Source organism: Pseudomonas sp. NPDC087185 (genome assembly GCF_044744955.1).
In the GTDB taxonomy this organism is placed as follows: Bacteria; Pseudomonadota; Gammaproteobacteria; order Pseudomonadales; family Pseudomonadaceae; genus Aquipseudomonas.
Genome location: NZ_JBIUZK010000002.1, coordinates 148,335 through 169,457 on the forward strand (window position 1 = coordinate 148,335; position 21,123 = coordinate 169,457).

General features: G+C 63.8%; 19 protein-coding genes, 1 tRNA gene and 2 pseudogenes. 13 read left to right on the forward strand and 9 right to left on the reverse strand.

What is annotated here, in order from left to right; translation table 11 throughout:
* Positions 1-61: 61 nt before the first annotated feature.
* The 4 genes and pseudogenes from ACIPIJ_RS05960 to ACIPIJ_RS05975 all read left to right on the forward strand — a co-directional run bounded on the left by ACIPIJ_RS05960 (position 62) and on the right by ACIPIJ_RS05975 (position 1,788).
* Positions 62-301: a glutaredoxin family protein gene (locus tag ACIPIJ_RS05960; protein ID WP_401073767.1), complete on the forward strand. Its 240-nt coding sequence runs from the start codon at positions 62-64 to the stop codon at positions 299-301.
* Positions 302-356: 55 nt separating this feature from the next.
* A pseudogene (locus tag ACIPIJ_RS05965) lies at positions 357-473 on the forward strand (peptidase M15); the annotation flags it as partial.
* 71 nt (positions 474-544) lie between these two features.
* A complete protein-coding gene (locus ACIPIJ_RS05970) occupies positions 545-853 on the forward strand; it encodes a transcriptional regulator (protein ID WP_401073770.1) in 309 nt (102 codons plus the stop codon).
* A gap of 50 nt (positions 854-903) precedes the next feature.
* On the forward strand, positions 904-1,788 hold the full coding sequence (locus ACIPIJ_RS05975) for a pseudouridine synthase (protein WP_401073772.1): 885 nt from the start codon (positions 904-906) through the stop codon (positions 1,786-1,788).
* A 39-nt stretch (positions 1,789-1,827) separates the two neighbouring features.
* Here the strand turns inward: ACIPIJ_RS05975 and ACIPIJ_RS05980 are convergent, their stop codons facing one another.
* Together ACIPIJ_RS05980 and acnA are read right to left on the reverse strand one after the other, a co-directional pair.
* Entirely contained in the window at positions 1,828-3,393 is a 1,566-nt protein-coding gene (locus tag ACIPIJ_RS05980; protein WP_401073775.1) for a methyl-accepting chemotaxis protein, read from the reverse strand.
* A 258-nt stretch (positions 3,394-3,651) separates the two neighbouring features.
* A complete protein-coding gene (acnA, locus tag ACIPIJ_RS05985) occupies positions 3,652-6,393 on the reverse strand; it encodes an aconitate hydratase AcnA (protein WP_401073778.1) in 2,742 nt (913 codons plus the stop codon).
* 223 nt (positions 6,394-6,616) lie between these two features.
* Here acnA and rlmM point away from each other — a divergent pair, with 223 nt between their 5' ends.
* The 3 genes from rlmM (at position 6,617) to pdxB (ending at position 9,204) form a co-directional block, all read left to right on the forward strand.
* The gene (gene rlmM, locus ACIPIJ_RS05990; RefSeq protein ID WP_401073780.1) at positions 6,617-7,681 is read left to right on the forward strand and encodes a 23S rRNA (cytidine(2498)-2'-O)-methyltransferase RlmM; all 1,065 of its coding nucleotides are present in this window, start codon (positions 6,617-6,619) and stop codon (positions 7,679-7,681) included.
* A 77-nt stretch (positions 7,682-7,758) separates the two neighbouring features.
* Positions 7,759-8,001, forward strand: coding sequence for a sulfurtransferase TusA (gene tusA, locus ACIPIJ_RS05995; RefSeq protein WP_012313540.1), 243 nt, complete (start codon positions 7,759-7,761; stop codon positions 7,999-8,001).
* Positions 8,002-8,061: 60 nt separating this feature from the next.
* Positions 8,062-9,204 carry a 4-phosphoerythronate dehydrogenase PdxB gene (gene pdxB, locus ACIPIJ_RS06000; RefSeq protein ID WP_401073783.1) on the forward strand — a complete coding sequence of 381 codons (1,143 nt, stop codon included), beginning with the start codon at positions 8,062-8,064 and terminating at the stop codon, positions 9,202-9,204.
* Positions 9,205-9,253: 49 nt separating this feature from the next.
* Here the strand turns inward: pdxB and ACIPIJ_RS06005 are convergent, their stop codons facing one another.
* The gene (locus ACIPIJ_RS06005; RefSeq protein WP_401073786.1) at positions 9,254-9,424 is read right to left on the reverse strand and encodes a PA1571 family protein; all 171 of its coding nucleotides are present in this window, start codon (positions 9,422-9,424) and stop codon (positions 9,254-9,256) included.
* Between the two features lie 203 nt (positions 9,425-9,627).
* Here ACIPIJ_RS06005 and ACIPIJ_RS06010 point away from each other — a divergent pair, with 203 nt between their 5' ends.
* From ACIPIJ_RS06010 to ACIPIJ_RS06020, 3 genes and pseudogenes are all read left to right on the forward strand, one after another.
* Positions 9,628-11,391 carry an ABC transporter transmembrane domain-containing protein gene (locus tag ACIPIJ_RS06010; RefSeq protein WP_401073789.1) on the forward strand — a complete coding sequence of 588 codons (1,764 nt, stop codon included), beginning with the start codon at positions 9,628-9,630 and terminating at the stop codon, positions 11,389-11,391.
* Positions 11,392-12,155: 764 nt separating this feature from the next.
* Positions 12,156-12,314: pseudogene (locus tag ACIPIJ_RS06015) on the forward strand (HAMP domain-containing protein); the annotation flags it as partial.
* Between the two features lie 171 nt (positions 12,315-12,485).
* Positions 12,486-13,199: a methyl-accepting chemotaxis protein gene (locus ACIPIJ_RS06020; RefSeq protein ID WP_401075691.1), complete on the forward strand. Its 714-nt coding sequence runs from the start codon at positions 12,486-12,488 to the stop codon at positions 13,197-13,199.
* 54 nt (positions 13,200-13,253) lie between these two features.
* On the opposite strand, the gene ACIPIJ_RS06025 is transcribed toward ACIPIJ_RS06020, so the two are convergent.
* Positions 13,254-13,330, reverse strand: a tRNA-Pro gene (locus tag ACIPIJ_RS06025).
* 81 nt (positions 13,331-13,411) lie between these two features.
* Positions 13,412-13,633 carry a YgdI/YgdR family lipoprotein gene (locus ACIPIJ_RS06030; RefSeq protein ID WP_027596642.1) on the reverse strand — a complete coding sequence of 74 codons (222 nt, stop codon included), beginning with the start codon at positions 13,631-13,633 and terminating at the stop codon, positions 13,412-13,414.
* Between the two features lie 174 nt (positions 13,634-13,807).
* Here ACIPIJ_RS06030 and moaB point away from each other — a divergent pair, with 174 nt between their 5' ends.
* Both moaB and glp read left to right on the forward strand, forming a co-directional pair.
* The gene (gene moaB, locus ACIPIJ_RS06035; RefSeq protein WP_401073792.1) at positions 13,808-14,347 is read left to right on the forward strand and encodes a molybdenum cofactor biosynthesis protein B; all 540 of its coding nucleotides are present in this window, start codon (positions 13,808-13,810) and stop codon (positions 14,345-14,347) included.
* Positions 14,331-15,557: a gephyrin-like molybdotransferase Glp gene (gene glp, locus ACIPIJ_RS06040; protein WP_401073795.1), complete on the forward strand. Its 1,227-nt coding sequence runs from the start codon at positions 14,331-14,333 to the stop codon at positions 15,555-15,557. Before moaB ends, glp begins: the two co-directional genes overlap by 17 nt.
* Here glp and ACIPIJ_RS06045 read toward each other — a convergent pair.
* Complete coding sequence (locus tag ACIPIJ_RS06045; RefSeq protein WP_401073798.1) at positions 15,546-16,793, reverse strand: glycosyltransferase family 4 protein; 1,248 nt, start codon at positions 16,791-16,793, stop codon at positions 15,546-15,548. The two genes, glp and ACIPIJ_RS06045, sit on opposite strands and share 12 nt — an antisense overlap.
* A 51-nt stretch (positions 16,794-16,844) precedes the next feature.
* Entirely contained in the window at positions 16,845-18,299 is a 1,455-nt protein-coding gene (locus tag ACIPIJ_RS06050; protein WP_401073800.1) for a mannose-1-phosphate guanylyltransferase/mannose-6-phosphate isomerase, read from the reverse strand.
* Positions 18,300-18,598: 299 nt separating this feature from the next.
* Between ACIPIJ_RS06050 and yegS the strand changes: the two genes are divergently transcribed.
* Complete coding sequence (yegS, locus tag ACIPIJ_RS06055; RefSeq protein ID WP_401073803.1) at positions 18,599-19,480, forward strand: lipid kinase YegS; 882 nt, start codon at positions 18,599-18,601, stop codon at positions 19,478-19,480.
* Here yegS and ACIPIJ_RS06060 read toward each other — a convergent pair.
* Positions 19,464-20,123, reverse strand: a complete 660-nt coding sequence (locus ACIPIJ_RS06060; protein ID WP_401073806.1) for a response regulator — start codon at positions 20,121-20,123, stop codon at positions 19,464-19,466. The two genes, yegS and ACIPIJ_RS06060, sit on opposite strands and share 17 nt — an antisense overlap.
* Complete coding sequence (locus ACIPIJ_RS06065; RefSeq protein WP_401073809.1) at positions 20,120-21,010, reverse strand: sensor histidine kinase; 891 nt, start codon at positions 21,008-21,010, stop codon at positions 20,120-20,122. The genes ACIPIJ_RS06060 and ACIPIJ_RS06065 overlap by 4 nt, the downstream gene beginning before the upstream one ends.
* Positions 21,011-21,123: the final 113 nt, after the last annotated feature.

A 21,123-nucleotide genomic window follows, 5' to 3' on the forward strand; every position in this document is an offset into this window, starting at 1 on the left:
GCACAGGGGGCGTAGGCGACCTAGAATAGGCTTCTCATCCATGCCAACCGAGTCCCGCCCCATGCTGCCTGAATGCCAACTCTTCGGCACCGTCGGGTGCCACTTGTGCGAAGTGGCCGAAGCCGTCCTGATGCCTTTTGTCGACCATGGCTTGCTGGTCGAACTGGTCGATATCGCCGACAGCGAGGCGCTGTTCGAGCGCTATGGCCTGATCATTCCTGTGCTGCGGCGCTGCGATAATTCAGCCGAATTGCACTGGCCGTTCGATGCCGAGCAAGTGGTGGCGTTTCTCGCGCAGTAATTGCGGTTTGGGAACTATCACCTGCCTGCCTGGCCCGTGGTTGATGGCCGATGACGACCTGTTGATCCTTGAGTTCGACAGGTGGGTTCATCTATCGGTGTCGGCAGGCGCGCCACGCCGTCAGGTACTGACCCTTCGCAAGGGCACCGGCTACTTGCCCGGGCTGCATTGAAAAGTGGATGCATTGACGGCGGGGTGGGCATGTTCGTATGCTGTATATAAATACAGTATCGAGGTAAGCCCATGCTCAATGTCGAGCAACTCAAGTACAGCGTCAACCGCATGCCGGTCGAGCGGGTGTACGACGCTGTGCTGGAACTGCGCCTTGAGGGGCTGGTCACCGAGGACCGTACGCCGTTTGGCAAGGTTCATTTCAATACCTGCTTCGCCGAGATCGAAGCCCTGTTCCAGCGGGCCGGTTACCACCGAGGGCTGGATGTGGTGGGTTACCAGGGCTCGCTCTACGCACTCTATGACCCCGGCCGTTGGGAGCCCGTGCAGGTGCTGCGCTGGCTCAAGGAACGCAGCGAGGGCGTGGTGCAGGCTGGTTGATCGGCCAGGCTTGGGGGATAATGCGCGGCCCTGCCTGTGCCGAGCCTGCCATGACCACGCCTTTCGACCCCGCCCGCCAGCAAGCCAGCACGGTTTGCCTGCCACCTGGCAACTGGGCAACGGTGCTCGATTGCCTGTGCGACCACTTCAAGGCCATCGAGCGTGCGCAGTGGCTTGACCGCTTTGCGCGCGGGCGGGTACTCGACGCCCAAGGCCAGGCGATCGCCGCCGACTTGCCTTACCGCCGGGGCATGCGCCTGCACTATTTTCGTGAGGTGCCCAACGAGCGGCCAATCCCGGTGGAGGAAACCATCCTGCATGTGGATGAGCACCTGGTGGTGGCCGACAAGCCGCATTTTCTGCCGGTGACGCCGACAGGCGAGTACGTCGAGCAGACCTTGTTACGCCGGTTGATCCGCCGCTTGGGCAACCCACACTTGGTGCCATTGCACCGTATCGACCGGCATACCGCAGGGCTGGTGCTGTTCTCGGCCAACCCGCAAACCCGTAGCGTCTACCAGCGCCTGTTCCCCGAGCGGCGCATCGACAAACGTTACCAGGCCATTGCCGCTGCGTTGCCACAGCGTGATTTCCCGCTGGTGCACAAGAGCCGCCTGGTGCATGGCGAGCCGTTCTTCCGCATGCATGAGGTAGTAGGGGACGACAACAGCGAAACCCTGGCCGAGGTGCTCGAGAAGCACGGTGAGCTGTGGCGCTACGGCCTGTCGCCGGTGACCGGCAAGACCCATCAGTTGCGGGTGCACATGGCAGCGTTGGGGGCGGGGATCTGCAATGACCCGTTCTACCCCGAGTTGCTCAAGGTAGAGGATGATTACCAGCGGCCGTTGAAGCTGCTGGCGCAGAGCCTGCGCTTTGCCGACCCGTTGACGGGCGAAGAGCGTTACTTCGAGAGCCGCTTGACCCTGGATTGGTAACCCCCTTTCGCAGGTAAACCCGCGAAAGGGGGTTGAGCGTCAGCGGTTGAAGCGCTCGACCAGCGAATACTGGCCACCGGCCGTGCTGGTCAGTTCTTCGCTGAGCAGTGCCGAATGCTGCGCCTGTTCGGCGGTCTGGTCGGCCAGCTCGGCGATGGTGCTGATGTTGCGGCTGATCTCGTCGGCCACCGCAGTCTGTTCCTCAGTGGCTGCTGCAATCTGCGTGGTCATGTCGGTGATATTGGCCACCGCCTCGCTGATCCCGACCAGTGCCTGGTCAGCCTGCATCACCCGTTCGACACCTTCCTGAGCCTGGCGATGGCCAGTTTCCATGGTCAGTACAGCGTTGTTGGCGGTCTGTTGCAGCTTGGCGATCAGGCCGTGGATCTGCCCGGTGGACTCGGCGGTGCGTTGGGCCAGCTGGCGCACTTCGTCGGCAACCACGGCAAAGCCACGGCCCATCTCGCCGGCGCGGGCCGCTTCGATGGCGGCGTTCAAGGCCAGCAGGTTGGTCTGGTCGGCAATGCCCTTGATCACATCGACCACACCGCCGATCTCGTCACTGTCCTTGGCCAATTGCGTCACGGTATCGCCGGTTTCGCCCACTGCCGCCGACAGGCGTGCGATGGCGTCGCGGGTTTCCCCGGCGATCTGCCGGCCCTGGCTGGTCAGGCGATTGGCCTCTTGAGTCGCATCGGCGGTGCGCTGCACGTGGCTGGCCACTTCCTGGGTGGTGGCAGCCATCTGGTTGACGGCAGCGGCGACCTGCTCGGTCTCGACCCGCTGGCGCTCAAGGCCTGAAGAGCTTTTGTGGGCCAGGGCATCGGATTGGCGCGCTTGCTCGCTGAGGTGCTCGGCACTGTCCTGCAGGCGGGTCAGGCAGGTTTTCATGCGCGCATCCTGGCTGAGCATGGCCATTTCCAGGCGCGCCTGGACGCCGCGGCTGTCGGTGTACATCTGCGCGATCAGCGGGTCGGAGGTGGTCTGTTCGGCCAGGCGCAGCAGGCGTTTCAGGCCGCGTTGTTGCCAGCCCAGGCCGAGCAGGCCGAGCGGCACCGACAGGCCGGCGGCCAGGGCGAAGCCCCAGGAATGGCCAAGCCAGTTGCCGATCAGGAAGCCGACCTGGCTGATCAGGATGAACGGCAGCCAGTCCTGCAGCACCGGCAGCCACTGGTCACGGCGCGGGACGGCGGTCTTGCCCTGGTTGAGGCGCTGGTACAGGGCTTCGGCGCGGCGAATCTGCTCGGCAGAGGGTTTGACCCGTACCGATTCGAAACCGGTGACCTGGTTGTTGTCGAAGATCGGCGTGACATACGCGTTGACCCAGTAATGGTCACCCGATTTGCAGCGGTTCTTGACGATGCCCATCCACGGCTGGCCTTGCTTGAGCGTCTGCCACATATGGGCAAAGACGGCCGGCGGCACGTCCGGGTGGCGTACCAGGTTGTGCGCCGCGCCGATCAGCTCCTCGCGCGAGAAACCGCTGATCTCGACGAATGCATCGTTGCAGTAGGTGATCACACCTTTAGCGTTGGTGGTCGAGATCAACCGTTGTTGGGCTGGGAAAGTCCGTTCCCGTTGAGTGATCGGCTGGTTGTTACGCATGGGCTGAGTAATCCGCAAGGCTTTCGACAGATATCGGCAAGCCATTGCTTTTATTGAATGGATATTTAAGTGAGTTGATCTGGCGCAATGCCCGGCCGCAACGGTTGCGCTAGCAGACCGGCCTGTTCGCGAAAGATGGCGCCATTATTACAGATTTAATACTGATAAATGACGAGTGAGTCAGATGATGACTGATTAGCTGGCCAAGAGCCAGCCCCCTTTAGTAGAAGGGGCGCATGGCGCCCCGGTCGGTCAAGTTCAGCCTGCAATCAGCTGGCGCAGCACATAGTGCAGAATCCCGCCGGCCTTGAAGTATTCCACTTCATTCACTGTGTCGATGCGGCACAGCACCTCGATCTCTTGCTGCTGGCCGTCTTCACGGGTAATGCGCAGCGCCAGGTTCATGCCCGGTTTCAGCTGTGCGCCGGCCAGCCCCAGCACGTCGATCCGCTCCCTGCCGGTCAGCCCCAACTGCTTGCGATCGTGCCCCGCCTTGAACTGCAGTGGCAGCACGCCCATGCCTACCAGGTTGGAGCGGTGGATACGTTCAAAGCTTTCCGCCAGCACCGCCTTGACGCCCAGCAGGTTGGTGCCTTTGGCGGCCCAATCCCGGCTGGAACCGGTGCCGTATTCCTGGCCGGCGATCACCACCAGTGGCGTGCCTTCTGCCTGGTAACGCATGGCGGCATCGTAGATCGACAGTTTTTCGCCCGTGGGCACGTACAGGGTATTACCGCCTTCTTCTCCGCCGAGCATCTCGTTGCGGATACGGATATTGGCGAAGGTGCCGCGCATCATCACCTCGTGGTTGCCGCGCCGTGAGCCATAGGAGTTGAAGTCGCGCGGTTCCACGCCTTTTTCTCGCAAGTAACGGCCGGCCGGGCTGTCGGCCTTGATGTTGCCGGCCGGGGAGATGTGGTCGGTGGTCACCGAATCGCCAAGCAAGGCGAGGATGCGGGCACCCTGGATGTTTTCGATGACGGGCAGCGGCCCGCCGATGTCGTCGAAGAACGGTGGGTGTTGGATATACGTGGACTCGTCCTGCCACACATAAGTGGCTGCCTGCGGCACTTCGATTGCCTGCCATTGGGCGTCGCCAGCGAAAACTTCGGCGTACTCCTTGTGGAACATTTCCGTGTCGACCTTGGCGACGGCATCGGCAATTTCCTGCTGGGTGGGCCAGATGTCACGCAGGTACACCGGTTGGCCATCCTTGCCGATACCCAAGGCATCCTTGGTCAGGTCCACGCGCACGCTGCCGGCAAGGGCGTAAGCCACTACCAGCGGTGGCGAGGCCAGCCAGTTGGTCTTGACCAGCGGGTGCACGCGGCCCTCGAAGTTGCGGTTGCCGGACAACACCGAGGCAACCGTCAGGTCGGCGCTGCCGATGGCGTTCTCGATGGCTTCGTCCAGCGGCCCAGAGTTGCCGATGCAGGTGGTGCAGCCATAGCCCACCAGGTCGAAACCGAGCTGGTCGAGGTAGGGGGTGAGCCCGGCGGCGTTGTAGTAATCGGTGACCACCTTGGAGCCGGGCGCCAGCGAGGTCTTGACCCACGGCTTGCGCTGCAGGCCCTTTTCCAGAGCCTTTTTCGCCACCAGCCCGGCTGCCATCATCACGCTGGGGTTGGAGGTATTGGTGCACGACGTGATGGCGGCGATCACCACCGCGCCATGGCGCAGGGTGTGAGTCTGGCCCGCGTGGCTGTAGTCGATCTCGCCCGCCTGGTCGGCATTGCCCACCGCCACGCCACCGCCGCCCTCGCTTTCCAGGCGACCGACCTCTTTGGCCAGTACTTTGGGCTGCTGTTCGATGAAGTGGTTGAACGCCTGGCTGACCTCGCCCAGGGCTACCCGGTCCTGGGGGCGCTTGGGCCCGGCCAGGCTGGCTTCAACCTCGCCCATGTCGAGCGCCAGGGTATCGCTGAACAGCGGCTCCTGCCCGGGCAGGCGCCACAGGCCCTGGGCCTTGCAATACTGCTCGACCAGTTGCACGGTCTGCTGCGGCCTGCCCGTCAGGCGCAGGTAGTCGAGAGTGACCTCATCGACCGGGAAGAAGCCGCAGGTGGCGCCGTATTCCGGCGCCATGTTGGCGATGGTGGCGCGGTCGGCCAGTGGCAGTTCGGCCAGGCCATCACCGTAGAATTCGACGAACTTGCCGACTACGCCCTTCTTACGCAGCATCTGGGTGACGGTCAGTACCAGGTCGGTGGCGGTGATGCCTTCGCCCAGCTTGCCGGTGAGCTTGAAGCCGATCACTTCCGGGATCAACATCGACACCGGCTGGCCAAGCATGGCCGCTTCTGCCTCGATGCCGCCGACGCCCCAGCCGAGCACGCCCAGGCCGTTGATCATGGTGGTGTGCGAGTCGGTGCCGACCAGCGTGTCGGGGAAGGCGTAGGTGCGGCCGTCTTCCTCGCGTGTCCAGACCGTGCGCCCGAGGTACTCCAGGTTGACCTGGTGGCAGATGCCGGTGCCCGGCGGTACCACGCGGAAGTTGTCGAAGGCGCTCTGGCCCCAGCGCAGGAAGGCGTAGCGCTCGCCATTGCGCTGCATCTCGATGTCGACGTTTTCGCCGAACGCCTGGGGTGTGGCGTAGCGGTCGACCATCACCGAGTGGTCGATCACCAGGTCAACCGGCGACAGTGGGTTGATCCGCTGTGGGTCGCCACCAGCCTTGGCCATGGCGGCGCGCATGGCCGCCAGGTCGACCACCGCTGGCACACCGGTGAAGTCCTGCATCAGTACCCGCGCGGGGCGGTACTGGATCTCGCGATCGGAGCGGCGCTCCTGCAGCCAGCCGGCGAGGGCGCGCAGGTCGTCGCTGTTCACGGTCACGCCGTCTTCCCAGCGCAGCAGGTTTTCCAGCAGCACCTTTAGCGACATGGGCAGGTGCTGCAGGTCGCCGAGCTGTCGGGCTGCCTCGGCAAGGCTGTAATAGTGATAAGTGCTATCGTCCACCTTCAAGGTCTTGAGGGTTTTCAGGCTATCGAGCGAGGGCATTGCCAACTCCTTATGCACCGGTGCCCGGCATTTGCTGGTTGATGCCGGTATCACCGCTCTGTTTCGGCCCGCACGGTACGGACCTGGCTGAATGGTCAGGTTAGACCTGTTTGCCTGCCCTGACCCTTTTCTGGACCGGCGGGGCGTGTCGCAGGTTCCGAACTTCCTTTATCATCGCCGCCCTGCCGGCGCCTGAAGTGCGCCAGCCGTAGTGGAGTGAGAGATGAATACCCTGTTCATGCATTGCCGGCCCGGTTTCGAGGGCGAGGTCTGCGCCGAGATCAGCGAACACGCGGCCCAACTGGGCGTTGCCGGCTATGCCAAAGGCAAGCCGCAGAGCGCTTGCGCCGAGTTTGTCTGTGCCGAAAGCGAGGGTGCCGAACAGTTGATGGCGCAGCTGCGCTTTGCGCAACTGATCTTCCCGCGCCAGTGGGCGCGGGGCAGCTATATCGAATTGCCGGAAAGCGATCGCATCAGCGTGCTGCTCGAGCACCTGGCCGGGCTGCCGGTCTTTGGCAGCCTTTGGCTGGAGGTGCTCGACAGCAACGACGGCAAAGCGCTGTCGACCTTCTGCCGCAAGTTCGAGGTGCCGCTGCGCAAGGCGCTGGAAAAGGCCGGGCGGCTGGCCGACAACGCCAGCCTGCCGCGCCTGCTGCTGACCTTCATCAGTGGCCGTCGGGTGTTTTTGGGGGTTGCCCAGGCTGATAACAGCGCGCTGTGGCCTATGGGTATCCCGCGGCTGAAGTTCCCGCGTGAGGCGCCGAGCCGTTCCACGCTCAAACTCGAAGAGGCCTGGCACCAGTTCATCCCGCGCGAGCAATGGCAGCAGCGCCTGGGCGATGACATGACCGGGGTCGACCTGGGTGCTTCGCCTGGCGGCTGGACGTACCAGCTGGTGCGCCGTGGCATGCTGGTGACCGCCATCGACAATGGCCCGATGGCCGAGAGCCTGATGGACACGGGGTTGGTCCAGCACTTGATGGCCGACGGTTTTACCTGGCAGCCGAAGCAGCCGGTGGACTGGATGGTCTGCGATATCGTCGAGAAGCCAGCGCGTTCAACATCGTTGATCGAGACCTGGCTGGGTGAGGGGTTGTGCCGTGAGGCGGTGGTCAACCTGAAATTGCCCATGAAGCAGCGCTATGCCGAGGTGCGGCGCCTGCTGGACCGCATGGAGGCGACGTTCAAGGCGCGCAAGGTCAAGGTGTCGATTGCCTGCAAGCAGCTGTATCACGACCGTGAGGAAGTGACCTGCCATCTGCGCAGGCTGGACATGAAGCCGCGCTGAGCCCAAGGGCCGCGAAGCGGCCCTATTGGTCTGCGTCGAAGGATGCGCCACAATAGCGATCATTTGCGGAGCCCTCCATGACTGATTTCACCCCCGACGCCATCCTCGATGCCACCGGCCTGAACTGCCCGGAGCCGGTCATGATGCTGCACACCCATGTGCGCAACCTGGCCGCTGGCGGCCTGCTCAAGGTCATCGCCACCGACCCCTCGACCCGTCGCGATATTCCCAAGTTCTGCAACTTCCTCGGCCACGAGCTGCTGCAGCAGCAGGAAGAGGCGGGTACCTACCTGTACTGGATTCGCAAGAAAGCCGACTGATCCTCGCTGGATCGCATCCGGCATAGCACCTACACTGCGTTCCCCAGACAGGAGAGCGCCATGCTGATAGTTGCCGACGAGAATATCCCGCTGCTCGATGCCTTCTTCCAAGGCTTCGGCGAGATCCGCCGCTACCCCGGCAGGAGCCTCGACGCCGCCAGCGTCAAAGAAGCCGACGTGCTGCTGGTGCGCTCGGTGACCCAGGTCGACCGGCAGCTGCTCGAAGGCAGCAAGGTGCGCTTCGTCGGCACCTGCACCATCGGCACCGACCACCTGGACCTGGGCTACTTTGCCGAAGCCGGCATCCACTGGAGCAGCGCACCGGGCTGCAACGCCCGCGGCGTGGTCGACTACGTGCTGGGCAGCTTGCTGACCCTGGCCGAGCTTGACGGCGTAGCGCTGCCACAACGCACCTATGGCGTAGTGGGGGCCGGTGAAGTCGGTGGCAGGCTGGTGCGTGTGCTGCATGGCCTGGGTTGGAAGGTGCTGGTCTGCGACCCATTGCGCCAGGCCACCGAGGGCGGTGATTTTGTCAGCCTCGACAGCGTGCTCGAACAGTGTGATGTGATCAGCCTGCACACCCCGTTGCAGCGTGACGGTGAGCACCCGACCTGGCACCTGCTGGGCGAAGCGCAGCTGGCACGTCTGCGTCCCGGTGCATGGTTGATCAACGCCAGCCGTGGGCCGGTGGTGGACAACCTGGCGCTGCGCGAACTGCTGCTGGACCGCGAAGACGTGCATGCGGTGCTCGATGTATGGGAAGGCGAGCCACAGGTCGACCTGCAACTGGCCGACCTGTGCACCCTGGCCACGCCGCACATTGCCGGCTACAGCCTGGATGGCCGCCAGCGCGGTACGTCGCAGATCTACCAGGCGCTGTGCCGCTTCCTCAGTGAGCCCGAGCGCGTGCAGTTGCAGGACCTGCTGCCCAAACCGCCACTGGCTCAGGTCGAACTGGATGCCGATGCCGACCTGGGTTGGGCCTTGGCGACGTTGTGCCGGGCAGTGTACGACCCGCGCCGTGACGATGCCGATTTCCGCCGTAGCCTGAGTGACGATGCGGCGGAACAACGCGCGGCATTCGACCAGCTGCGCAAGCATTATCCGCCTCGGCGGGAGATCGAAGGGCTGGCAGTACGTTTGCGCGGTGAGGCGCCGCAGTTGGCGCAAATGGTCAGTGCCTTGGGTGGCGTGGTGGTCTGACGGCGAATAAAAGCCCGGCGCAAGCGCCGGGTTGCAATCAATTCTTCTCTCAGCTTTTCACTTTTTTGACGCGGCTTTCTTCAAGGTCTTTGCAGGCCTTCTGGATCATCTGCTCAGTGATAGGCACTTCGTGGCCCTGGGCATCGATGATCGAACCGCAAGGTTTGGTTTGCGGATTGTGCTGGGGTTTCTGGGTGGCGCTGCCAGGCTGCAGACTCATTTGACAGTCTCCTCATCAGGTCCAATATCAAGGTCAACCTGCGCCGTGACCGGCCTGTGACAGAGGCTCTTGGGTGTCACGACGTTTACAGTCCAACAGAAACGCCGGCAAACCTCCAGAGGCGTCTTAGAACGATGGGCTATAGCCACCGGTAGGCCCGATGAGTGCTAGGCTGCAGGCTCACTGTTGCTGTGGTCATCGTCATGCCCGAACCGGTTTCTTCTCGTCATCGTCTTGCCTTGTTCCTGTGCTGGCAGTTCTTGCGGCCCTACCGTCGGCAGGCGCTGCTGGCGTTGTTGGCACTGGTGGCAACTGCCGCCATCACCTTGTCCATGGGCCAGGGCATCCGCCTGCTGGTGGACCAGGGTTTCATGACCCGCTCCGCGCACCAGCTGAACCAGACCATCGCGCTGTTCCTGGTGCTGGTGGTGGCGTTGGCCATCGGCACATTCAGCCGTTTCTACCTGGTCTCGTGGATCGGAGAGCGTTGCGTGGCTGATATCCGCCGCACCGTGTTCGATCACCTGATCGGGCTGCACCCAGGCTTTTTCGAAGACAACCGCAGCTCGGAAATTCAGTCCCGGCTGACCGCCGACACCACCTTGCTGCAGTCTGTGATCGGCTCATCGCTGTCGATGTTCCTGCGCAATGCCTTGATGGTGATCGGGGGCGTGGTGCTGCTGTTCATCACCAACCCCAAGCTCACCAGCATCGTCGTGGTAGCTCTGCCGCTGGTGCTGGCGCCGATCCTGCTGTTCGGCCGGCGCGTGCGCAGCCTGTCGCGGCAAAGCCAGGATCGGGTGGCGGATGTGGGGAGCTACGTGGCCGAGACGCTGGGGCAGATCAAGACCGTGCAGGCGTATAACCACCAGGCGCTGGACCGAGACCTGTTCGCCGGCACGGTCGAGGCGGCCTTCGCCGTGGCACGCCAGCGTATCGCCCAGCGGGCCTGGCTGATCACTCTGGTCATCGTGCTGGTGCTGGGCGCGGTGGGGGTGATGCTGTGGGTGGGCGGCATGGATGTTATCGCCGGGCGCATTTCTACCGGTGAACTGGCCGCCTTCGTGTTCTACAGCCTGATCGTCGGCAGTGCCTTTGGTACCCTCAGCGAAGTGATCGGTGAGTTGCAGCGCGCGGCTGGGGCGGCAGAGCGCATCGCCGAGCTGCTGTCGGCGCGCAGCAGTATTCTGGAACCCGAGCAGGCGCTTGCCCTGGAGAGGCCGCACGCGGCTGGGCGTATCGAACTGCAGCAGGTGCAATTTGCCTACCCGTCGCGGCCATCGGTTGCGGCGATCGACAACCTGAGCCTGGTCATCGAGCCAGGCCAGACTTTGGCGCTGGTGGGGCCATCGGGGGCGGGCAAATCGACCCTGTTCGACCTGCTGCTGCGCTTCTACGACCCGCAACAGGGGCGCATCCTCTTGGACGGCCAGCCCATCACCGGCCTGCAACTCGCCGACTTGCGCCGCCAGTTCGCCCTGGTCGCGCAGAACCCTTCGCTGTTTCGTGGCACGGTCGAAGCCAACATCCGCTATGGCCGCCCCGAGGCCAGCCTGGCCGACGTCGAGGCAGCGGCGCGTGGTGCACATGCCGACGAATTCATCCGGCAGCTGCCGCAGGGTTACCAGACCCCGCTGGGCGAGGGCGGTGTCGGCCTGTCGGGCGGGCAGCGCCAGCGCCTGGCGATTGCCCGCGCGTTGTTGGTGGATGCGCCGATCCTGCTGCTCGACGAGGCCACCAGCGCCCTCGATGCCCAGAGCGAGCACCTGATCCAGCAGGCGCTGCCGAGCCTGATGGCGGGCCGTACCACGCTGGTCATCGCCCACCGCCTGGCCACGGTGCAGCATGCCGACCGCATCGCGGTCATCGACCAGGGGCATCTGGTCGCGGTGGGGACCCATCGCCAGCTGATCGAAAAAAGCCCGCTCTATGCCCGCTTGGCCTCACTGCAGTTCACCACAGGCTGACGCGTCGCGTGCCTGTAACATTGCTGTAGCAATGGCTTGAGAATATGACGTTCAACTGTTGTGTAAGTGCTCGAATTGGCTGCTATCGATCGATGGCAGCTTTTTTTTGGCCTGCGAACGAGGACAAGGATGTCTGTCGCGGCGCTGCCAGCGGCGCGCTGTTTCCTACCTCCTTGTTCCCGAGACCTGCGATGTTGCGTAAATCCCTCCGAGTGCAAATTCTCACACTGCTCGGCGGCAGCCTGGCGGCGATGCTGCTGATCGCCCTGGTGTGCTTCCAGTTCCTGTCTTCCAGCGTGCGCGGTTATGCCGCGCTGGTAGACGGGCCGTTGCGTGCCTCGCAAGCCATTGACGAAGCCAACCTGCAGTTCAAGATCCAGGTGCAGGAATGGAAGAACGTGCTGCTGCGCGGCCGCCATCCGGCGGAGCTGGACAAATACTGGCAGCAGTTCCAGGCGCGCGAGCAGCAGGTTCAGCAATTGCTTGGGCAACTGATCGACAGCAGCGATGACGCGCTCAAAGTGCCCTTGCAGCAGTTGCGTGACAGCCACCAGCAATTGGGTGTGGCCTATGCGCAGGGGCGCCAGGCATTCCTGGCTACCGGTGGTGACCCGGTGGCTGGCGACCTGGCAGTCAAGGGCGTCGACCGCGCCACCAGCGAGCAGATGAGCGTGCTGGTCGAACAACTGCGCGCCGATGCCCGCGAGCGCGCCGCCAGCATCAACACCCGTGCCGAACGCACCGTGTGGCTGGGTGTCCTGGTGATGCTCGGTTCGGCGCTGCTGGTAGGTTTGCTCAGCCTGTGGCGGGTCAACCGCAGCCTGATCGAACCCATCGGTCAGCTGATCGAGTACGTCGCGCAACTGAGCCAGGGCCGATTCGGCGCCCGGGTCGACAGCCGTCGTGAGGATGAACTGGGCCGCCTGGCGCGTGCCGCCAACACCCTGCGTGATTTCCTCGCCGAAACCGTTGGCCGCCTGAAGGACAACGCCCAGGAGCTGGAAGGCGCCAGCGGCCAGTTGCGCACCATCGCCGGTGACATGGCGCGCGGTACCCAGGACCAGTTCCAGCGTACCGACCAGGTGGCCACCGCCATGCACGAGATGTCCGCCACCGCCCAGGAAGTGGCCCGCCACGCCGCCCAGGCTGCGCGTGCCGCTGATGATGCCGACCACAGCGCCCAGTCGGGCGAGCAGGTGATGCAGCAGACCATCGATATCATCGGGGTGGTCAACCGTGAGATCGCCGGTACCGCCGCCGTGATTCGCGATCTGGAAACTGACAGTTCGCGCATTGGCAAAGTGCTGGAAGTGATCCGTGGCATTGCCGAGCAGACCAACCTGCTGGCGCTCAACGCGGCCATTGAAGCGGCCCGCGCGGGCGAGGCTGGGCGCGGTTTTGCAGTGGTCGCCGACGAGGTGCGCAGCCTGGCCCAGCGCACGGCAGCGTCGATTGCCGAAATCCATCAGATCATCGAAGCGGTGCAGTCGGGTGCGGTGGAGGCGGTCAAGGCCATCGAAAGCGGCCAGCAGCGCAGCGAGGAGGGCGCCGAGCAGGTGCAGCAGGCCGGGCAGATGCTGCAGCGCATCACGACGGCGGTGGAAGCCATTCGCGACATGAACCGGCAGATCGCCACTGCGGCTGAGGAGCAGACCAGCGTCGCCGAGGACATCTCGCGCAACCTGATCGAGATCACCCGTATCGCCACGGCCAACCAGCAAGCCGTGCAGCACACCGAACAGGCCGGGCAACGTTTGCATGGGTTGTCGGGGCAGTTGGGTGAGGTGACCTCGCGGCTGACGGCATAGGCCGAATCGCAGACAACAAAAAGCCCGCACATGGCGGGCTTTTTGAGCAGGATTTGGTCGGAGAGACAGGATTCGAACCTGCGGCCTTCTCGTCCCGAACGAGACGCGCTACCTGGCTGCGCTACACTCCGATGAACGAAATCCTACTGCATCGTTTTTTCGAGCGCAAGCCCTTGTTGTTAAAAGGGCTTATGCTCAAATCAGCTGCCAGATCAAAGCTCTTTGACGGTACGGATCTGATCTTTGTTCAGGCGTGTGCGCTTGCCGTCGAGTTGTTCAAACTCATAGAAACCGGAATCCTCGTCAAAGGATGGGGTGTCCACTGCCTGGATCTCGCGGCCGTCATTCAGGGTGATCACGGTCGGCGAGGCGCAGCCGGCCAGGGCGCCCAGGCCCAGGGCGAGCAGGAAGGCGGGAAGGGTCCGTTGAATCATCGTGTTTCTCCAGTGCGATGGTGCTAGATGACTTTATGACGCAGGGCGTCTGCGCAAGTTCCTTTCACAGTGCAGCATAGCGTCAATGCCGGGGTATTGACCTGGGTCTGTCGAGGTTGCTTCGGGCGGCCTGTGATATAAATGCGGCCATCCCTTTCCCTGCGACGGACACTCATGAAAGCCAAGGCAGATACCCCCTTCGTGGCGCTGAACATTGCCGTGCTGACGGTCAGCGACACCCGCACCTTCGAAACCGATACCTCCGGGCAAATGTTCGTCGACCGCCTGACCGCCGCAGGCCACCAGCTGTCGGCACGCATGCTGCTCAAGGACGATCTCTACAAGATCCGCGCCCAGGTCGCCACCTGGATTGCCGACGATACCGTGCAGGTCGTGCTGATCACCGGCGGGACCGGTTTTACCGGCCGCGACAGCACGCCGGAAGCCGTTGCCTGTCTGCTGGACAAGCAGGTGGAAGGCTTTGGCGAGTTGTTCCGGCAGATTTCCGTGGCCGATATCGGCACTTCCACCGTGCAGTCGCGCGCACTGGCTGGCTTGGCCAATGGCACGCTGGTGTGCTGCCTGCCAGGTTCGACCAATGCCGTACGCACCGGCTGGGACGGCATCCTCGCCGAGCAGCTGGATGCCCGCCATCGCCCGTGCAATTTTGTCCCGCACCTGAAGCAGGCAGCGGCCTGTGACAGCCGTGGCTGAGGCGCCGCAGGCCCGGCCGTTGATGCCGGTGGAAGAAGCCCTGGAGCAATTGCTGGCCTTGGCCGAGGCGGCGCCGATCAACGATACGCAAACCGTCTCGTTGGCCGACGCCGAAGGCCGCGTGCTGGCGACGGATCTGGTCGCCTCGCTCGACCTGCCGCCCTGGCCGAACAGCGCCATGGACGGCTATGCCCTGCGCCTGGCCGATTGCCAGGGCGAGCCGCTGCCGGTCAGCCAGCGCATCTTCGCAGGCCATGCGCCCGAACCCTTGCAGCCCGGCACCTGCGCGCGAATCTTCACCGGCGCGCCACTGCCGGCCGGTGCCGATTGCGTCGAGATGCAGGAAAACACCGAGGTGCTGGCGGATGGCCGGGTGCGCTTCCTCGAGCCGCTGAGGCTCGACCAGAACGTCCGCCCCCAGGGCCAGGAAACCCGCAAGGGCGAACAGGTGATGGTCGCGGGCACGCGCCTGGGGCCGATAGAACTCGGCCTGGCTGCGACCCTTGGGCATGCACAGTTGCTGGTGATAAGGCGGGTGCGGGTGGCGGTGTTGTCCACCGGTGACGAGCTGGTCGAGCCGGGCTTGCCGCTGGGGCCTGGGCAGATCTACAACAGCAACCGGCGCCTGCTGGTCAGCTGGTTGCAGCGCCTGGGCTGCGAAGTGCGCGACATGGGCATCCTTCCTGATGACTTGGGGCGCACGCGTGAATGCCTGGCTAGCCTGGGCGATGTCGACCTGATCCTGTCCACCGGTGGCGTGTCCGTGGGTGAAGCCGATTACCTCGGCGCGGCGCTGCGCGAAGCTGGCGAGCTGGCTTTGTGGAAGTTGGCGATCAAGCCAGGCAAGCCACTGACCTTCGGGCATTATCAAGGTGTACCGGTGATCGGCTTGCCGGGCAATCCGGCGTCCACGCTGGTGACCTTCGGTTTATTGACGCGCCCATATTTGCTGCGCCGCCAAGGGGTGGTCGAGATCACGCCGCTGCGCTTCGATGTGCCAGCAGGCTTCGATTGGCCCAAGGCCGGTACCCGTCGCGAGTATTTGCGCGCGCGCATCGACAATGGCCGCGTGCGTATCTACAAGAACCAGAGCTCTGGTGTGCTGAGGAGCGCCGCCTGGGCTGAGGGCCTGGTGGAAGTGCGTGAAGGCAGCACGCCGCAGCAGGGTGACAGCGTGCCGTTCATACCGCTGAGCGAACTACTTGGTTGAACGCCCGAGCCAGGCGCCGCTGGGTTGAGTGGCGTCGGCCGGTGCCGACTGGGTCAGGCGCATGTGCACGTTTTCCAGTTGCTGGGCCGCCACGCTCCAGTCGTGACGCTGCCGGGCAAACTGCCGTCCGGCTTCGCTGAGCTGGCACATGCGCCAGGGTTGGTTGAGCAATTGGGTGATCAGCAAGGCGAGCTGGCCACCGTCATCGCTGCCCAGGTAATGCTCGCCATTGTTCACGGCAAGGCCTGACACGCCCTTGCCGGTGGTGATCACCGGCAGCCCGGCGGCCATGGCTTCGAGAATCTTCACCTTGGAGCCGCCGGCGTAGCGCAATGGTGCGAAGAACAGCGCTGAACGCCGTTGCAACTCGCGCAAGTCTGGGCGATAGCCGACCCATTCAATGCGTGGGTCGTTCCAGTGCAGCTTCCAGCTGGCTGGCAGGGCATGGCCGGCTATGGCCAGGCGTACCGCCGGATTGCTCATCCATACCTGTGGGAGGATTTCCTCCAGTGCCCATTCGATGGCCTCCAGGTTGGCGCCGTACTCGAAATTGCCGACAAACAGCAGGCGCTGGCTGTGCAGCGCCGGGCTTACGTCCTGGTAATAGTCGCAGTCCACACCATTGACCACCACGTTCACCGGGCGCCCGCTGATCTGGCTGATCAGCTCGGCGTCATGGCTGCTGACCGCCACCACTTCGTTGGGCTGGCTCAGTACGCGCTGCTCCCAACGCCGGTAACGCCAGCGGTCGAACGCATTGAGCGGGCGCAGCCACAGGGGGAGGCGGTCATGGCAGGCGGCGCCCATGACCGATTCGAGGGTATGCTCGCTGAGCATGTAAGGCAGGCCGCGGGCCTGCAGGGCCTTCTCGAAGGGCTGGAAGCCATAGCTGTGCTCGATCTGGATCACGTCCCAAGGCTCGTCCAGCAACTGCTCGAAACGGTGACGCAAACAGGGCGCCAAACCGTTGATGATTGCCCGCATGGGGTAGTCGATGATGGGGGAGGCGAGCAGGTTGAGTGGGCTGTGCAGTGCGCGTCGGGGCAGCACGATCAGGCGTTCGACCAGGGGTTCGAGGGCCTCGCGCGTGGCATCGTTGAGCGGAATCTTCGACTGCACCAGCAAGGTGATCCGGTGGCCATGCTGCGCGAGGGCGCGCAGCAGGTGGTATTGCCGGGTCTTGCTGCCACTGGTGGTGGGCCAGGGCAGGTAGGGCAGTGTCCAAAGTATGCGCATGAACCACAATCCTCGCTAAAGGCCGCGGACAAAAAACGCGCCCGTGGGCAGTCAGCCGATGGCTGCTGCCGGGACGCGTCCGTAAATATCAGTAAAGCGCACGATGTCATCTTCGCCCAGGTACTCGCCGCTCTGTACCTCGATCATCACCAGGTCGATGACGCCGGGGTTGGTCAGGCGGTGGGTACGGCCAGGTTTGATGAAGGTCGATTCGTTGGTGTCGAGCAGGAACTCTTCTTCGCCGTTGGTCACGCAGGCCATGCCGCTGACGATGATCCAGTGCTCGCTGCGGTGGTGGTGCATCTGCAGCGAAAGCGACTCGCCCGGGCGGACCATGATGCGCTTGATCTTGAAACGCGGCCCTTCTTCGAGCACGGTGTACAGGCCCCAAGGCCGGGTGACGGTGCGGTGCAGGCGGTAGGTATCATGGCCTTGGCGCTTGAGCTGTTGGGCGATGACCTTGACCTCCTGGCTGCGCGCGGCATTGGCGATCAGCAGGGCGTCGGGGGTGTCGATGACAATCAGGTTGTCCAGGCCAACTGCCCCGACCAGTCGTTTGGGCGAATCGATGTAGCAGTTGTGCACGTCGTGCAGCACGGTTTCGCCATTGCAGTGGTTGCCGTCATCATCGGTCTGGCGCAGCTCGCGCACTGCCTCCCAGCTGCCGATGTCACTCCAGCCCAACTCACAGGGCACCACGGCAACCTTGCGGGAGCGTTCCATCAGCGCATAGTCGATCGAGATGTCTTCAGCCAGGGCGAAGCTGTCCGGGTCCAGCTCGACCTGCAGGGTGTCAGTGCCCTGTTTGACTGTGCTTAGTTCCAGGCATTTGGCGACGCTGTCGAGCAATTCGGGGGCGTGGGCCTGCAGTTCAGCAAGCAGGGTGCTGACGCGCAGGCAGAACATCCCGGCATTCCACAGGTGACGCCCGCCTTCCAGATACTCGCGGGCGGTGGGGGCATCGGGTTTTTCCACAAAACGGGCCACTTGATGGGCGTGATCGCCCAGCGCGCTGCCTTGTTCGATGTAGCCGAAACCCGTTTCGGCACGGTCGGGCAATAGGCCGAAGGTGGTCAGCCAGCCTTCATTGGCCAACTGTCGCGCGTGGTCGACTGCCTGGGCTAGCGCGTCGAAGTCCTGGATCAGGTGGTCGGCGGGTAGCACCAGCAGAATGCTGTCGTCGCCGTGGTGCCTGGCGCAGTGCAGTACGGCGGCGGCGATGGCGGGCGCGGTGTTGCGCCCGCTGGATTCAAGGATGTAGTCGAGGGCGAGATTGCCCGGGTTGACCTGGCGGTACTCATCCTGGGTGCGAAAGTACACTTCGCGGTTGGTGACCGTCAGCACACGCTGCACACCTGGGAGCGCACTGGCGCGGGCAAATGTCTTCTGCAGCAGGCTTTGGCCATCGGGCAGGCGCATGAAGGGTTTTGGCATGGCTTCGCGAGACACCGGCCACAGGCGGGTACCGGCACCGCCAGCGATGATGCAGGGGATCAGAACGCTCATTTCACAGCCTCGACTCAGGGCGCTGTCTAACACAGCGCAGTGAAGGGGAACTTGCGACCTGTCAGGGTTCTGGCGGTAAAAGTCAAAAAACCGACTTTTCGCTACGGCATCATCCATGAAGGCCAAATTATTGTCGATCATGCGCTTGAAGCCCTAAGCTTTCAATGCTGTTTGTGTGAATGTGATTATTTTTTGTTCGGGCTTGCTGTTGCCATGGCGGTTAATTGCGCGTGGCATGCAGCATTCTGCCCACGGCCGCGGTCGAGATCTGAACGGGTTGGTTCCCAAGGAGAAGCGCGATGCGCAAGGCGATAGTGATCCTGCATGGCAAGCAGGCGATGAACGATGAGGTGCGCAAGGCCGTGCTCGCGCAGCGCGAGCGTGGCTGGACGCTGGATGTGCGGGTGACCTGGGAGGCGGGCGATGCCCAGCGCCTGGTCGCCGAGGCGCTGGCGGCCGGCTATACCCACGTGGTCGCCGGGGGCGGGGATGGCACATTGCGCGATGTGGCCGATGCCATGGCGCAGGCCGGTACGCAGGCCAGCCTGGCCTTGCTGCCGCTGGGTACCGCCAATGATTTCGCCAAGGCAGCCGGTGTGTCATTGCAACCGGCTGAAGCCTTGGCGTTGTTGGACCTGCCGGCGCGGCCGATCGACTTGGGCAGGGTGGGCGATCAGCTGTTCCTGAACATGGCCACGGGCGGTTTTGGCAGCCAGGTCACGGCCAATACCTCGGAAGACCTGAAAAAAGTACTGGGTGCGGCGGCCTACCTGTTCACCGGCCTGTCTCGCTTCAGCGAGCTTCAGGCCGCCTCGGTAGAACTGACGGGCCCCGACTTCCACTGGCAGGGCGACCTGCTGGCGCTGGGCATCGGCAATGGTCGCCAAGCCGGTGGCGGGCAGGTGCTGTGTGCGGAGGCGGTGGTGGATGACGGCTTGCTCGATGTTGCCATCCTACCGGCGCCGCAGGAAGTGGTGGGCGCGCTGCGCGACCTGCTGGCCGGGGAGGGGCTGTTCGTGCGGGCGCGCTTGCCTTGGGTCGAGATCAAGAGTTCCCAGGGCCTGGACATCAACCTCGACGGTGAGCCGTTACAGTCGGACAGCCTGCGTTTCGAGGCCGTACCAGCGGCATTGCGCCTGCACTTGGCACCCAACTCGCCGCTGCTCAGTCGTCCAGGCTGATGATCTTTTCGCGCACGGCAAACAGCACCAGGCCGGCGACGTCGTAGATCTGCAGGCGTTTCATGATCTGTGAACGATGGGTTTCGACGGTCTTGATCGACAGGCCCAGGCCAGTGGCGATCTCGCGGGTGGATTTGCCACGCACGATCAGGCGCAGGATCTCCAGTTGCCTGGCGGTGAGGTTGTGGCGATCGGCGTTCGGCTGCTTGCCATTCTGTGCCCGCATCAGTGCCTGGTTGATCACGGTATGGGCGATGGCCGGGCTGAGGTAGCGCTCGCCATTGCGCAGCGCGGCCAGGGCCTGCTCCAGTTCGGTGGCGGTGGCATCCTTGAGCAGGTAGCCATGGGCGCCGCTTTCCAGGGCACGCATGATCAGGTCTGGGTCGGTGTGCATGGACAGGATCAGCACTTTGCAGCTGTTGCCAGTGGCGCGCAGAAGGGTGAGTGCGTCGAGGCCGCTGGTCGAGCGCATGGAAATGTCCAGCAGGACGATATCGGGGGCTAGCTGCTGAACCTGCTCAAGCAACTGGTCGCCATCATCTGCTTCGCCCACCACGGTGTAGCCGGGGATGTCGGACACCAGGGCACGGACCCCGGCGCGGATCAGCGAGTGGTCATCTACCAGCAGCAGTCTAGAGGTCATCGGGTAACGGGGGTCCTGGCGCGTTCATGGGTGCGTGGTGGCCACGGGAACAACACCTCGATGTGGGTGCCCAGGCCGAGCTGGCTGGTGATTTCCAGGCTGCCTTGCAGTGCGGTGGCACGTTCCTGCATGCCGGCCATGCCGCGCTGGCCGGCCTCGGCCGGGTTGGCGGCGGGGATGAAACCCTGGCCGTCGTCCTGGATCGACAAGCGCAGGCCGACGGGGCTGCGCTGCAGGCGGATGGTCAGGTTGCGCGCCTTGGCATGGCGCAGGATGTTGGTGAGTGCTTCCTGGGCGATGCGGAAAGCGGCCATCGCCACCTCCTCGGAGACGCCGCCCAGACGCTGATGGCACTCCAGGCTCCAGTGCACGTCGGTATTTGCCAGGGTGCGCACCATGTGTGCGCGCAGGCTGGCTTCCAGGCCAAGGCTGGCCAGTTGCCGCGGGTTGAGGATGGCGGAGACGTCGCGCACCTTGCTCAGGGTGTCTTCGAGTGTGCCGCGCAAGCTGCCGCAGTGTGCGTGCAAATCGCTCGGCAGTCGCCGCTGCAACCAATCCAGTTGCAGTTTGGCGGCGGTGAGCAGTTGGCCAATGTCGTCATGCAGTTCACGGCTCAGGTGCTGGCGCTCGCCTTCCTGGACTTTGAGCATGCGGTCGGCCAGCTCCGCCGGGCGCAGGCTTATCGACCTGGCGCCGTGGCCAAGGTGCCAGCCGACCCCGAGCATGGCCATCAGTTGCAACAGCAGCAGGCTGGCCGGGAGGGCATGCCCGCTCACAAACACCAGCACGTTGGCAAGCAGGGACGCCACGCACAGCAATACGATCGTCCAGCGCAACAAGCTGGCGCGGGAACGGCAACGCAGAGGGATCTTCAAACGTGGGAACATAGATGAGAAGCCACTGAATTGTCTTGCTGATGGAGGCCTGGCACATGTCTTGCCAAGGGCGTTGGCATGGTGCTTTCAACAACCGCCGAGTGCGCGTTGAGGCGATCCATATA